Here is a 12,337-nt window from a genome sequence, read left to right on the forward strand (position 1 = left end):
GCGGCCGTTACATATCGATACAATCCGCTACACAATGATCCAACCGGATGAAAAGTCGCTCTACCATGCGACATGATGAAGAGGGATGAGGAGCAGGTCGGCGCCCCTTTTGGAGGAGCCGACCTTCGCCCGGCGCGCCCCTCCCTCCCCCTGCGCCGGGCGAAGTCCCCATCTTCATTCTGGACCCGCCCGACGACCATGCCCAGCCGCCTCCCCGCCCTCCGGACCGCCTCCATGGCGCTTTGCGTCCTTGTCGCCGCCTGCGGTCACAAGGAGGCGCCGAAAAAGGGACCGGTGGAGGTCGGGGTGGTGACTCTGGCGACGCAGGATGTGACCGTATCCACCGAACTGCCCGGCCGCACCGCCTCCACCATGATGTCGGAGGTCCGGCCGCAGGTCGCCGGCGTCGTCCAGAAGCGGCTGTTCGCGGAGGGTTCGACGGTCAGGGCGGGCCAGCCCCTCTACCAGATCGACCCCTCGCTCTACCGCGCCTCCCGCGACGAGGCGCAGGCCACCTTGGCCAGCGCGCAGGCGACCGCCGCCGCCGCGCAGGCAAGGGCCAGTCGCTACCGTACGCTAGGCCAGAGCGAGGCGGTGAGCGCGCAGGATCGCGACGACGTCATCGCCACGGCCCGTCAGGCCGCCGCCGCCGTGCAACAGGCCCGCGCCACGCTCCAGACGGCGGGCATCAACCTCAACTTCACGCAGGTCCGGGCGCCGATCAGCGGGCGCATAGGCCGGTCCGCCGTGACGCCCGGCGCGCTGGTGACGGCCAGCCAGGCGACGCCGCTCGCCATCATCCAGCAGCTCGACCCGATCTTCATCGATGTGACGCAATCGAGCGCAAAGCTGCTCCAGTTGCGCCGCGCCCTGGCGGCGGGCAAGGCGCTGCCCGCCAGCGCCACGATCCGGCTGAAACTGGACGACGGCACCGATTATCCGCTGGAAGGCCGCATCGAATTTGCCGAGCCCATCGTCGATCCCGACAGCGGCACCGTCACGCTGCGCGCCCGCTTCCCCAATCCGGACGGCCTGCTGCTGCCCGGCATGTTCGTGCGCGTGGTCGCGCCGCAGTCGGTCGTGCCGAATGCGATACTGGTGCCGCAGCAGGGCATCAGCCGCGATCCCAAGGGCAACGCCACCGCGCTGGTGGTGGATAAGGGGAACAAGGTCGAACGGCGCACCGTCACCGCCGCGCAGGCCGTGGGCGACAAATGGCTGATCACCGACGGATTGCGGAGAGGCGACAGGCTGATCGTCGAGGGCACGGACAAGGTGCAGCCCGGCGACACGGTCAAGGCCGTTCCGGTCGACCAGGCCGCGAAATAAGGGGCCGGGACCTTGCTCAGCCGCTTTTTCATCGAACGGCCGATCTTCGCCTGGGTCATCGCCATCGGCATCATGATGGCAGGCCTGGGCGCGATGCTGACCCTGCCGATCGCGCAATATCCGGACATCGCCCCACCGTCGGTCAACATCAGCGCCAACTATCCCGGCGCGGCGGCCGAAACCGTGGAGACCAGCGTCACCCAGGTGATCGAGCAACAGCTCACCGGCATCGACGGTCTCATGTACTTCTCCTCCTCGTCCACGGCCAATGGACAGGCGCGGATCACCGTCACCTTCAAGAAGGGCACCGATCCCGACACCGCGCAGGTGCAGGTGCAGAACAAGGTGCAGCAGGCGCTGAGCCGGCTGCCCAATGCCGTGCAGCAGCAGGGCCTGACCGTCACCAAGTCCCAGACCGATTTCCTGATGGTCGTCGGCCTTTACGACAGGACCGACACGGCGTCGCAGGCCGACATCGCGGACTATCTGGTCAATAATTTCCAGGACGCCATCGCCCGCGTCGACGGCGTCGGTTCATCCCAGATCTTCGGATCGCAATATGCGATGCGCATCTGGCTGGACCCCTACCGGCTGGCCACCGTCAAGCTGATGCCGTCGGACGTGCAAAGCGCCATCGCGGCCCAGAATGTCGAGGTGTCGGCGGGCCAGATCGGCGCCGACCCCGCGCCGGAGGGGCAGCAGCTCAATGCCACCGTCACCGCCCGCGCCCGCCTGCAGACGCCCGAACAGTTCCGCAACATCATCGTCAAGACGCAGAGCGACGGATCGGTCGTCCACCTGTCGGACGTGGCGCGGGTCGAACTGGGCAATGAAAGCTACACCTCCTCCGCGCGCCTCAGCGGTCATCCCGCCTCCGGCATGGCGTTGCAGCTTGCGCCGGGCGCCGACGCGCTCAAGACCGCCGAACTGGTCAAGGCGAAGGTGCGGGAACTGTCGACCAACCTGCCGCATGGCTACACCGTCACCTATCCACGCGACACCACGCCCTTCATCAAGCTGTCGGTGGAGGAAGTGGTCCAGACGCTGATCGAGGCGGTCGCTCTGGTCGTGGTGGTGATGTTCATCTTCCTGCAAAGCTGGCGCGCGACACTGGTGCCCGCCATCGCCGTTCCGGTGGTGCTGCTCGGCACATTTGGCGTGCTGGCGCTGTTCGGCTATTCGATCAACACGCTGACGCTGTTCGGCATGGTGCTGGCCATCGGCCTGCTGGTCGACGACGCCATCGTCGTGGTCGAGAATGTCGAACGCATCATGGAAGAGGAAGGACTTTCCCCGCGGCAGGCCACCATCAAGTCGATGGAGGAGATCGGCAGCGCCCTGATCGGCATCGCGCTGGTCCTGTCCGCCGTGCTGCTGCCCATGGCCTTTTTCGGCGGGTCGACGGGCGTCATCTACCGGCAATTCTCGATCACCATCGTCTCCTCCATGCTGCTTTCGGTGGTCGTTGCGCTGATCCTTTCGCCCGCCCTCTGCGCGACGATCCTGAAGCCGGTTTCGCATGAGAAACGCGACCGGGGATGGACCGGCAAGTTCAATCGCTGGTTCGGCCGCGTCACCCATGGCTATATGGCGCGGCTGAATGGCTTCATCGGCCGGCGGACCGTCTTCTGGATCGGCTATGCGGTGATGCTCGGCCTGCTCTGGCTGCTGTTCGTCCGCCTGCCCACCAGCTTCCTGCCGGTGGAGGACCAGGGCCAGGTGATGGTTCAGGTCACATTGCCCGCCGGCGCCAAATCCTCCCGCACCAGCGCAGCGATCGACCAGATCCAGAATTATTTCGTCAATGACGAGAAGGACAATGTCGACTTCATCTTCGTGACCCAGGGCTTCAGCTTCGCCGGGCAGGGTGAGAATACCGCCCAGGGCTTCGTCAGCCTCGTGCCGTGGGACAAGCGCAAGGGAGCCGCCAACAGCGCGACCATGATCGCGAACCGCGCCACGAAGCAACTCGCCGCGATCCGCGATGCCAAGGCGCTGGCGATGACTCCGCCCTCCATTCGCGGGCTGGGCCAGTCCAACGGCTTTACCTTCGAACTGCTGAACACCGGCGGCCTCAGCCGCGAACGCTTCCTCGAACTGCGCAACCAGCTCATGAAGGCGGCGACCGGCAGCCCGAAACTGGCCGGTGTGCGCGCCGCCACGCTGGAGGACACGCCGCAGCTCAAGGTCGACATCGACTCCGAGAAACTCGCGGTCCTCGGCCTCACCCAGAGCAGCGTCGACAATGTGCTGAGCGCCGCCTGGGGCAGCACCTATATCAACGATTTCGTCGACCGCGGCCGGGTGAAGCGCGTCTATATGCAGGCCGACGCGCCCTTCCGCGCCCTGCCGACCGATCTCGACAATTGGCAGGTGCGCTCCGCCACGACAGGGGAAATGGTGCCCTTCTCCGCCTTCGCCACCACCCATTGGACGATGGGGCCGACCACCGTTTCGCGTTATAACGGCCAGTCTTCCTATGAAATCCAGGGGCAGGCCGCGCCCGGTTCCAGTTCGGGCGAGGCGATGGACGAGATGGTGAAGCTGCAAAAACAGCTTCCCCCCGGCACCGGCTATGCCTGGAGCGGCCTTTCCTATCAGGAGCAGCTTTCCGGCGGGCAGGCGCCGCTGCTCTACGGCCTGTCGGTGCTGGTCGTGTTCCTCTGCCTCGCCGCGCTCTACGAAAGCTGGTCGATCCCGCTCGCCGTGCTGCTGGTGATTCCGCTCGGTCTGATCGGCGCGGTGCTGGCGGTGACGCTGCGCGGGCTGGAGAACAACATCTATTTCCAGGTCGGCCTGCTCACCACCATGGGCCTCGCCGCCAAGAACGCGATCCTGATCGTCGAATTCGCGGAACTCGCCTATCTGCAGGGCAAGGACGCGATGTCCGCCGCGCTGGAGGCCGCGCGCCTGCGCTTCCGCCCGATCCTGATGACGTCGCTGGCCTTCATCGCGGGCGTCATCCCGCTCGCCATCGCCAGCGGCGCGGGCGCGCAGAGCCGCGTCGCCATCGGCACGGCGGTGATCGGCGGCATGCTGACCGCGACGGTGCTCGCCATCTTCTACGTCCCCCTCTTCTTCCTGACGATCATGCGCATCTTCAACCGCAAGAACCCGCCCTCCCCCGCCGCCAACGCCACGGAGGTTCCGGCATGAGGCGCGCTTTCCTCATCCTGACCTGGGCGACGGCCCTGTCGGCCTGCAACATGGCTCCGACCTATGTGCGGCCGACGCCCCCGGTGCCCGCCGGCTTCCCCGGCGGCCCGGCCTATGCGCCCGCGGCCGCGACGGAAAGGCCCGGCCTGCCCTGGACCGCGCTGATCGGCGATCCCAGCCTCAGGACGGTGATCGGGCGTGCGCTGGACAATAATCGCGACCTGCGCGCCGCGCTCGCCAATGTGGAGGCGTCCCGGGCGCTCTACCGGGTGCAGCGCGCCGAACGGCTGCCCGCCGTCACCGGCGAGGCGGCAGCCAGCTTTTCCCGGCGGAACGACGCGCGCCAGGACAGTTACAGCGCCGACATCGGTTTCAGCGCGTTCGAAATCGACCTGTTCGGCCGGGTGAAGAACCTGACCCGATCGGCGCTGGAATCCTATCTGGCGACCGAGGAAGGGGCGCGGGCGACCCGCATCGCCCTGATCGCGGAAACGGCCACGGCCTATGCGACCTTGGCCGCCGATCAGGAATATCTGGACCTTTCCCGGCAGACATTGGCGAGCGCCGAACGGACGCTTGCCCTCACCCGGTCGCTGAACGGCGCGGGGCTGATCGGCAAGCTGGACGTCCATCAGGCCGAAACCACGGTCGAACAGGCGCGCAGCGACATTGCCGCGAACGTCACCCAGGTGGCGCAGGACCGGAACGCGCTGGACCTGCTGGCCGGCGCGCCGGTCGAGGATGCGCTGTTGCCCCGGTCGTTGCAGCAACTGACCGGCAGCATTGCGAAGGTGCCGGCGGGCCTTTCCTCCGACGTGCTGCTCCAGCGGCCGGACGTGCTGCAGGCCGAACATCAGCTGAAGGCCGCCAATGCCGACATCGGCGCGGCGCGCGCTGCGATGTTCCCGAGGATCAGCCTGACCGCGGCCATCGGCGTCGCCAGTTCGGCGCTGTCGTCGCTTTTCACGGGCGACGGCTTCGCCTGGTCGGCGGCGCCGTCCGTCGGCATGCCGATCTTCGGGGGCGCGGCTCGCGGCAATCTCGAATATAGCAAGGCGCAGCGCGACCTCAGCCTTGCCCAATATGAAAAGGCGATCCAGACCGCCTTTCAGGAAGTATCCGACGCACTGGCGCGCGAAGGCACGATTGACGAGCAGCAGGCCGCCCAGCAGCGTCTGGTCCTCGCCAGCCAGCGCAGCTACAGGCTGGCCGAGGAACGCTATCGCGCGGGCATCGACCCATTCCTCAACAGCCTGACCAGCCAGCGAAGCCTCTACAATGCGCAGCAAAGCGCGATCGCGACGAACCTGGCGCTGATCAGGAACCGCATCTTGCTCTACCGGGTCATCGGAGCCGATTTCCGGGAAGGATGATCGCCATGGCTGGCCGAACCTACGCCGCCTGACCTTAGCCCTTCAACCGCAGCGGCAAGCCGGCGGCCATCAATATGACGTCCTCGCACAGGGCCGCCATCTGCTGGTTCAGCCAGCCCGCCTCGTCCCGGAACCGCCGGGCCATGGCATTGTCCGGCACGATGCCGAGGCCCACTTCATTGCTCACCAGCACGACAGGAACCGGACAGGCCATCATCGCGTCCGCCAGGGCGGCCCGGGCGCTGGCCAAATCCTCTTCGGCAAGCATCAGGTTGGTCAGCCACAGCGTCAGGCAATCGACCAGGACGGCATCTGCCCGGCGTGCTGCTTGGGACAGGGCGGCGGGCAGGTCCATGGGCGCGTCGATGGTCAGCCAGCGGCTTCCACGCTCACCCTTGTGGCGCGCTATCCGCTCCTCCATCTCCGCGTCGAAGGCCTGCGCGGTCGCGATATAGGCCAGGTTCCCGTTCCCGACAGCCTCGCAGCGTTGCTGCGCATAGCGGCTCTTGCCGGACCGGCATCCGCCCAGCACCAGCATTCTCGTCATCCGACATTCTCCCAAATGGCGGCCAGGACCCACAGCAGCAGGCAGGCGCGCAAATAGATCCGGAGCGCGGCCCGCATCGCGCGGACGTCCGCTTCCCCGCCCGCGCCGATCCATGGCTTGTCGTGCAGCACGCCGTCATAGTGGATCGGTCCCGCCAGCCGGACGCCGAGCGCGCCGGCCATCGCCGCCTCCGGCCATCCCGCATTGGGGGAGGCATGCTTCCGGCGATCCCGCCGCAACACGGCCCATCCGCCGCCGCCCGCAACGCACAGGATCAAGCCGGAGAGCCGCGCCGGCACCCAGTTCAACAGATCGTCGAAGCGGGCCGCCGCCCAGCCGAAGTCGGTATAGGGCGCTTCCTTGTGCCCGATCATGCTGTCGGCTGTGTTGACGGCCTTATAGGCCCATATTCCCGGCAGACCGAAGAGCAGCAGCCAGAACAGCGGCGCCACGACGCCATCGCAGAAGCTTTCGGCCAGACTTTCTATGCCGGCCCGTGCAACGCCCGCTTCATCCAGCGCGGCCGTGTCGCGGCCCACGATCCGGGCCACGGCCTGCCGCGCGGCATCCAGATCCCCGCGCGCCAGAGCGCGAACCACCGGCGCCACATGGACATAGAGGCTGTTCTGCGCCAGCGCCGGCCATGCGGCGAGCGCCAGCCATGGCCAGGCCATGGACCCGCCCCAGCGGCGGATCGCCCATTCCAAAGCCAGACCGGCGCCCCCGCCCACGGCCAGCAACAGCAACAACAGGGCGATTCCCGTCCATCGGCGCACCGGGCCGCTCCACGCCTCCCGGTTCCATCGCCGCTCCGCCGCACCGATGATCCGGGCGAAACCGCCCACCGGATGGCCGATCCGCGCATGCAGCCAGCCCGGCCAGCCAAGCGCCGCATCCAGCATCAGCGCCGCCAGGGCCACCGGCTCACCCATCGGCCAACGCCCGGTCAAGACGGGCGAGAGCCCTCGTATCGGCAGGCAGGCCGATCCGCAGCCAGCGCCGGTCCTCCTCGAAGGGGCGCGTCAGGATCGAACGCCGCGCCAGCCTGTCGAACAGGGCCCACCCATCCTCCACCTCCACCAGACGGAATAACGGGCATTCGCCCCGCGCCCCCAATCCGTGCCGCGCCAGCAAACCATCCAGTTGCGCCGCGTGCTCGCCCAGCGCCGTCACTGTCCCGTCGATCCAGTTCCGGTCGCGATAGGCCGCGGCGCCGAACGCGACCGCCGCCGCCGAAACCGGCCATTCCCCCAGCATCCGCCGCAGCTGTGCGACGATCTCTCGCGGCCCGAGCACAAAGCCCAGCCTGACACCGGCCAGCCCGAAGAATTTACCGAAGGACCGCAACAGGATCAGCCGCCGCCCGTCCCCCACTTCGCCCGCCAGACTGCATGAAGGCACGGCGTCGGCATAGGCTTCGTCGACGATCAGCCATCCTCCGCGCTCCTCCAGCCGGGCCAGCCATTGCAGCAGGCGGGCAGGCGGCAGGATGCGCCCGTCGGGATTGTTGGGGTTGGCGAGCAGCAGGGCAATCGCTTCGCGAGGCGGTTCTTCATCGGCGGACATCGGGGCGCCATGCGCGAAAATCTCCGCATGGGTGCGGTAGCTGGGCACGAGCCATCGTGCGGGCATGTCCAGCATCCGCCCCACCAGCCGCAATCCCGCCTCGCTGCCGGGTACGGTGCAAAGATGATCGGGATCGACCCCGAAACAGGCCGCCGCCGCCGCCTCCATCGCCGCCAGATCGTGCGGATCGGGCAAATGCCGCCAGTCGATGGACAGATGATCGGACCCCGGCCAAGCCAGGGGGTTGATCCCGGTCGAGAGATCGATCCAGTCCTGCCCGCCATAAGCGCCCCGCGCTTCGGCCAGGCGGCCGCCATGCCAGGTGAAGCCGCTCATCGCGCCACCGCCATCGCCAGCAGCAGGGCGCTCTCCAGCAATTCGATGCCGGCGCCATGCCCATCCCCGGAGATGCCGCCGATCCGCGAGCGCAGCCAAAGACCCCAAAGCGGGATCAACGGGATCGCCGCCAAAAGGGCAGGCTCCCGATAACCCAGCGCCAGCCCGAATATCGACCAGAGGATAAACGGCTCCGCCCGCCAGCCGGCCCGGAAACGGCTGGCCAGTCCTTCATGGAGCGGCGGCAGCCAGCGCGTCCAGAATAGCGGCCCGATGCGCGCCACCATCGCCACGGCCGCCAGCATCCATGGCGGAAAGCTTTCCAGCCAGAGCCGCAACAGCACCAGCTTGGCCGCCAGTTGCAGGCCGATGGCGACAACGCCGAAGCTGCCGATATGCGGATCGGCCAGAACGGCGGACAGGCGGCTCCGATCGCCATGCGCCGCCCCCGCCGCATCCGCTATGTCGCCCAATCCATCCAGGTGCAGCGCACCGGTCACGGCCACCCAGGCGACCAGGCCGAACAGCGCCCCCGCCCAAGGGTCTATGCGCATGCCCAGCCCGGCACCGCCCGCGACCACCAGCCCGACGGCAATGCCCGTTGCGGGCAGCCAGCGGATGGCGGCGGCGAAATCCCCCTCATCGACATCCTGCGCGGGCAACGGCAGGCGCGTCATCAATTGCAGGGCCAGCACCAGCCGCTTCATGCGGTCAGGCCCGTAACCTGTCCCGACCGCCCTTCCGGCCAGACCCGCAGGCTCAGCACCGCGCCATAGGGCAGGTCAACCGCCCAGCCCTGCCGCACGTCGAAACCGCACAGCACAGCCAACGCCGCCCGTATCGCCCCGGCATGGCAGACCACCAATGCCGGCTCGCCAAGCACGTCCAGCCCGTCCCCGATCCGGGCGCGTAGGTCGGTCCAGCTTTCGCCCCCAGGCGGCGGAAATCCGTCCGGATCGTCCCAGAAGCGCGCCAGATCCTCCGCAGGCAGGAGCGCGGGGTCCGCACCCTCCCAATCCCCGAAATTCAGTTCCCGCCAGCGCCGGTCGACGTCAAGTTCAATGCCCCGCTCCGCCGCGATCGCCGCGCCCGGCGCCCGCGCCCTGGCGAGGTCGGATGTCACCACCCGCGCGAAATCCAGATGCCGCGCCCGCTCGATGCAGAGGGCGATCCCCTCCGCTTCAGGCGGGGCGTCCAGATGGCCGAGCAACCGTCCGGCAAGCTGCGGCGCGCCATGGCGCATCAGGTGGAGGGGAAAGGCGTTCATAGCGCACCTGCCACCGCCGCTTCGGCAAAGGTCGCCATGCCGCCATGCGCTGCCAGAGCGGAACGCACGATCTGCGCCGCGACCGCCGCGCCGCTTCCTTCGCCCAGCCGCATGTCGAGCCGCAGCAACGGCTCCAGCGCCAGAGCGGCCAGCAGGCGTTCATGCCCCGCTTCCGCCGACATATGGGCGGCCATGCAGTGCCCGACGATCGCCGGATTGTCCTTCGCCAGCGGCGCGACCGCCGCGCAGCCGATGAACCCGTCCAGCATCACCGGCACGCGCAGCATCCGCGCCGCCAACACCGCACCGGCCAGCGCCGCGATCTCTCGCCCGCCCAGCCGGCGCAACGTTTCGAAGGCATCAGCGCAATGCGCCCCGTGCAGGGCGAGCGCCCGCGCCACAGCTTCGGCCTTGCGCGCCAGCCCGTCGCCATCCACGCCTGTCCCGCGTCCCACCCAATGGGCCGCAGCACCCCCAAAGGCCTGCGCGCAGAGCGCCGCCGCCGGCGTGCTGTTGGCAATGCCCATCTCGCCCAGCAGCAGCAGGTCCAGTCCCGGTTCCACCGCCGCCGCCCCCGCATTGATCGCGCTCAGGCAATCCGCCTCGCTCATGGCCGCCGCGACGCAGATGTCCTCCGTCGGCCGTTCCAGATCGAGCGCGACGACGGCCAGCTCCGCCCCGCAGGCTTGGGCCAGCGCATTGATCGCCGCGCCGCCATGACGGAAATTCGCCACCATCTGGGCGGTGACCTCGGCCGGGAAGGCGCTGACCCCGCGGGCGGCCACGCCATGATTGCCGGCGAAGATCGCGGCGCGGATGCGTTCCGCCCGGGGGCGTTCCCGCCCCTGCCAACCCGCCATGAAAAGCGCGATCTCCTCCAGTCGCCCAAGCGAACCGGCCGGCTTCGTCAGCACCCGCTGCCGCGCCGCCGCGGCTTCGGTGGCGCCTGCATCCGGGGCAGGAAGGTCGGCCAGCGCGGCGGCAAAGGCCGCGCGGTCGTTGAACCGGATCATGAACAGACGAAGCCTTCGGGCGGCGTGCGGACGATGAAATGCCCCTTCACCCCCTGGGGCCAGTCCGCATAGCGCACCACGCCCTCGTCGCTTTGGGCATGGCGCAGGGCATAATCCAGGATCGCGCGCGCGGCTTCCTCATCCGGCGTGAAGTCGCCCAGCACATAGCCGATCTTGCCCGTTCCGCGCACATGTACCGTGCAATGGCGCTGACAGGCGAAGAGGCAGGGCATGTCCTGAACAGCGACGGACGCATAAGCGGGATCGCCATCGCGTACCCTGTGCAGCGCCTCTGCCAGCAAGGCGCCGCCGCGCCGTCCGGCAGCATCCTCCCGCTGTTCCGCCGAAAGGCGACAGGTCGAACAGACGACGATCGAAGCCCCCGGCCCCACGGCCCGCAGCATCAGCGATCGCTCCGCAAATCAGTCATTCCACGTCCTCCCGCCCGACGGCATGTGCCCCGACGGGAACCGGGCAAGGGAGGACGGTCCGGCACCAGGCAGGCGACAGGCCTTCCCCCGCACGGTCCAACCGGCAAGGCGATGGCTGTCGTTCAGCGAGGGAACCCCCGTTCGGCCGGCACACCCTGTCCGGTCGAAGAACGACGGCGTCAGGCAGGTCTCCTGGCTCGCGGGTCGATGCTTTCCGGCCGCCTTCTCGGACCTTCATGGCCCAATGGCGCGATGGCCGGATGGCTCGCCGCTTACAGTTGCAGGGGCAGCGCGGGCGTTCCACCCGACTTCCCTTTTCATCCCCATGCGGGGAACCTGTCGCACCAGCGCTGATAAAGCCGCCTTCGTCCAATCGCAAGGGTGGAAAAACAAAGCCGGCCCAGCCCGCTCCAATGGCGCGACTTGCCCTCGTCCGGGCAATGGCAAAGCTTCTCTTCACCTGCGTGAACTGCTATTATCGGGCGATAGGGAGAGGGCCATGGCGATTCTGACGCGATGGATGGACTGGTTCTGCCGACTGTTCGCATGCACGGCTGAAAACGACATGCGGGTCAACGACCTGATCGCGCACCTCCGCTCCGACATCACCGAACGCTGAGCGGCAGGCGCGAAGCCGCTTTCCCATTCGGCCGCATTCACGGGAACGGGCGCGCCTCTCGCGGGTATTATGGCTATGTTGGCCAACGACCTCGGCACCACGCTCGTCCGCCTCTTTCTCGCGACCCTGCTGGGGCTCGCCCTGGGGTTCGAGCGCGAACGCAACGGCCATGATGCGGGCCTGCGCACCCACGGGCTGGTATCGCTGAGTTCGGCCATGCTGACCCTGTCCGCCCTGGAACTGGCGGAGGTCCACAAGGACAGCGATCCGATCCGCGTCGTTCAGGGCCTTGCCCAGGCCATCGGCTTCATCGCGGGCGGCCTGATCTTCGTGCGCGGCGGAGATGTGCGCAACATGACCACGGCGGCAAGCCTGTGGATGGCCGCTGCCGTCGGGATCACGGCGGGCGCCGGCCAATATGTTCTCGTGCTGGCAGGGTCGCTGATCGCGCTGCTCCTGCTTTCCCTGCTGCTCATATTCGAAAAGTATATCGGTCCGCGCGAGAGCGGATCGGACGATCCGGACGCCGATTCCATGACCATGCCCAACCGGCGCGGGTCCGCCCCGGAGCGCGAAAACTGAAAGCCGGCAAGATGCGTTGAAACGAGCAGCCGGAAATCGCCCGCCCACGGTCCGTCGTCCCTTCGCCCTAACGGATCGTCATTCCCGAAACCGCGCCGTCATCTGTGCGGATCGGAAT

At 67.9% G+C, this 12,337-nt stretch carries 11 protein-coding genes and 1 riboswitch; of the genes, 4 read left to right on the top strand and 7 right to left on the bottom strand.

What is annotated here, in order from left to right:
* The first annotated feature begins 198 nt into the window (after positions 1 to 198).
* The 3 genes from TZ53_RS06795 to TZ53_RS06805 are packed head-to-tail and all read left to right on the top strand — an operon-like array spanning position 199 to position 5,858.
* Positions 199 to 1,329, top strand: a complete 1,131-nt coding sequence (locus tag TZ53_RS06795) for an efflux RND transporter periplasmic adaptor subunit (protein WP_044660812.1) — start codon at positions 199 to 201, stop codon at positions 1,327 to 1,329.
* Between the two features lie 12 nt (positions 1,330 to 1,341).
* Positions 1,342 to 4,485 carry an efflux RND transporter permease subunit gene (locus TZ53_RS06800; RefSeq protein WP_044660813.1) on the top strand — a complete coding sequence of 1,048 codons (3,144 nt, stop codon included), beginning with the start codon at positions 1,342 to 1,344 and terminating at the stop codon, positions 4,483 to 4,485.
* Positions 4,482 to 5,858, top strand: coding sequence for an efflux transporter outer membrane subunit (locus TZ53_RS06805; RefSeq protein WP_044660814.1), 1,377 nt, complete (start codon positions 4,482 to 4,484; stop codon positions 5,856 to 5,858). Before TZ53_RS06800 ends, TZ53_RS06805 begins: the two co-directional genes overlap by 4 nt.
* A 34-nt stretch (positions 5,859 to 5,892) precedes the next feature.
* Here the strand turns inward: TZ53_RS06805 and cobU are convergent, their stop codons facing one another.
* The 7 genes from cobU to TZ53_RS06840 are packed head-to-tail and all read right to left on the bottom strand — an operon-like array spanning position 5,893 to position 10,991.
* Positions 5,893 to 6,396 (bottom strand): bifunctional adenosylcobinamide kinase/adenosylcobinamide-phosphate guanylyltransferase, encoded by a 504-nt coding sequence (gene cobU / locus TZ53_RS06810; protein WP_044660815.1) that lies wholly within the window; start codon positions 6,394 to 6,396, stop codon positions 5,893 to 5,895.
* A gap of 5 nt (positions 6,397 to 6,401) precedes the next feature.
* Positions 6,402 to 7,337 carry an adenosylcobinamide-phosphate synthase CbiB gene (cbiB, locus tag TZ53_RS06815; protein ID WP_044660816.1) on the bottom strand — a complete coding sequence of 312 codons (936 nt, stop codon included), beginning with the start codon at positions 7,335 to 7,337 and terminating at the stop codon, positions 6,402 to 6,404.
* On the bottom strand, positions 7,330 to 8,307 hold the full coding sequence (locus TZ53_RS06820; protein ID WP_044660817.1) for a threonine-phosphate decarboxylase: 978 nt from the start codon (positions 8,305 to 8,307) through the stop codon (positions 7,330 to 7,332). Before TZ53_RS06820 ends, cbiB begins: the two co-directional genes overlap by 8 nt.
* A complete protein-coding gene (locus TZ53_RS06825) occupies positions 8,304 to 9,014 on the bottom strand; it encodes an adenosylcobinamide-GDP ribazoletransferase (RefSeq protein ID WP_044660818.1) in 711 nt (236 codons plus the stop codon). The genes TZ53_RS06820 and TZ53_RS06825 overlap by 4 nt, the downstream gene beginning before the upstream one ends.
* Positions 9,011 to 9,574: a histidine phosphatase family protein gene (locus TZ53_RS06830; RefSeq protein WP_044660819.1), complete on the bottom strand. Its 564-nt coding sequence runs from the start codon at positions 9,572 to 9,574 to the stop codon at positions 9,011 to 9,013. The genes TZ53_RS06825 and TZ53_RS06830 overlap by 4 nt, the downstream gene beginning before the upstream one ends.
* Positions 9,571 to 10,587: a nicotinate-nucleotide--dimethylbenzimidazole phosphoribosyltransferase gene (cobT, locus tag TZ53_RS06835; RefSeq protein ID WP_044660820.1), complete on the bottom strand. Its 1,017-nt coding sequence runs from the start codon at positions 10,585 to 10,587 to the stop codon at positions 9,571 to 9,573. The genes TZ53_RS06830 and cobT overlap by 4 nt, the downstream gene beginning before the upstream one ends.
* A complete protein-coding gene (locus tag TZ53_RS06840) occupies positions 10,584 to 10,991 on the bottom strand; it encodes a DUF1636 domain-containing protein (protein WP_044660821.1) in 408 nt (135 codons plus the stop codon). Before TZ53_RS06840 ends, cobT begins: the two co-directional genes overlap by 4 nt.
* 192 nt (positions 10,992 to 11,183) lie before the next feature.
* Positions 11,184 to 11,373, bottom strand: a riboswitch (cobalamin riboswitch).
* 333 nt (positions 11,374 to 11,706) lie between these two features.
* Here TZ53_RS06840 and TZ53_RS06845 point away from each other — a divergent pair.
* Positions 11,707 to 12,219, top strand: coding sequence for an MgtC/SapB family protein (locus TZ53_RS06845; protein ID WP_238320138.1), 513 nt, complete (start codon positions 11,707 to 11,709; stop codon positions 12,217 to 12,219).
* Positions 12,220 to 12,337: the final 118 nt, after the last annotated feature.

Source organism: Sphingobium sp. YBL2, from assembly GCF_000943805.1.
Classification (GTDB): domain Bacteria; phylum Pseudomonadota; class Alphaproteobacteria; order Sphingomonadales; family Sphingomonadaceae; genus Sphingobium; species Sphingobium fuliginis.

Bases quoted from the DNA above. Each gene is read 5' to 3' on its own strand.
- TZ53_RS06840 (WP_044660821.1), bottom strand. From the start codon at position 10,991: ATGCTGCGGGCCGTGGGGCCGGGGGCTTCGATCGTCGTCTGTTCGACC.
- TZ53_RS06805 (WP_044660814.1), top strand. From the start codon at position 4,482: ATGAGGCGCGCTTTCCTCATCCTGACCTGGGCGACGGCCCTGTCGGCC.
- TZ53_RS06845 (WP_238320138.1), top strand. From the start codon at position 11,707: ATGGCTATGTTGGCCAACGACCTCGGCACCACGCTCGTCCGCCTCTTT.
- cobU (WP_044660815.1), bottom strand. From the start codon at position 6,396: ATGCTGGTGCTGGGCGGATGCCGGTCCGGCAAGAGCCGCTATGCGCAG.
- TZ53_RS06825 (WP_044660818.1), bottom strand. From the start codon at position 9,014: ATGAAGCGGCTGGTGCTGGCCCTGCAATTGATGACGCGCCTGCCGTTG.
- TZ53_RS06820 (WP_044660817.1), bottom strand. From the start codon at position 8,307: ATGAGCGGCTTCACCTGGCATGGCGGCCGCCTGGCCGAAGCGCGGGGC.
- cbiB (WP_044660816.1), bottom strand. From the start codon at position 7,337: ATGGGTGAGCCGGTGGCCCTGGCGGCGCTGATGCTGGATGCGGCGCTT.
- TZ53_RS06830 (WP_044660819.1), bottom strand. From the start codon at position 9,574: ATGAACGCCTTTCCCCTCCACCTGATGCGCCATGGCGCGCCGCAGCTT.
- cobT (WP_044660820.1), bottom strand. From the start codon at position 10,587: ATGATCCGGTTCAACGACCGCGCGGCCTTTGCCGCCGCGCTGGCCGAC.
- TZ53_RS06795 (WP_044660812.1), top strand. From the start codon at position 199: ATGCCCAGCCGCCTCCCCGCCCTCCGGACCGCCTCCATGGCGCTTTGC.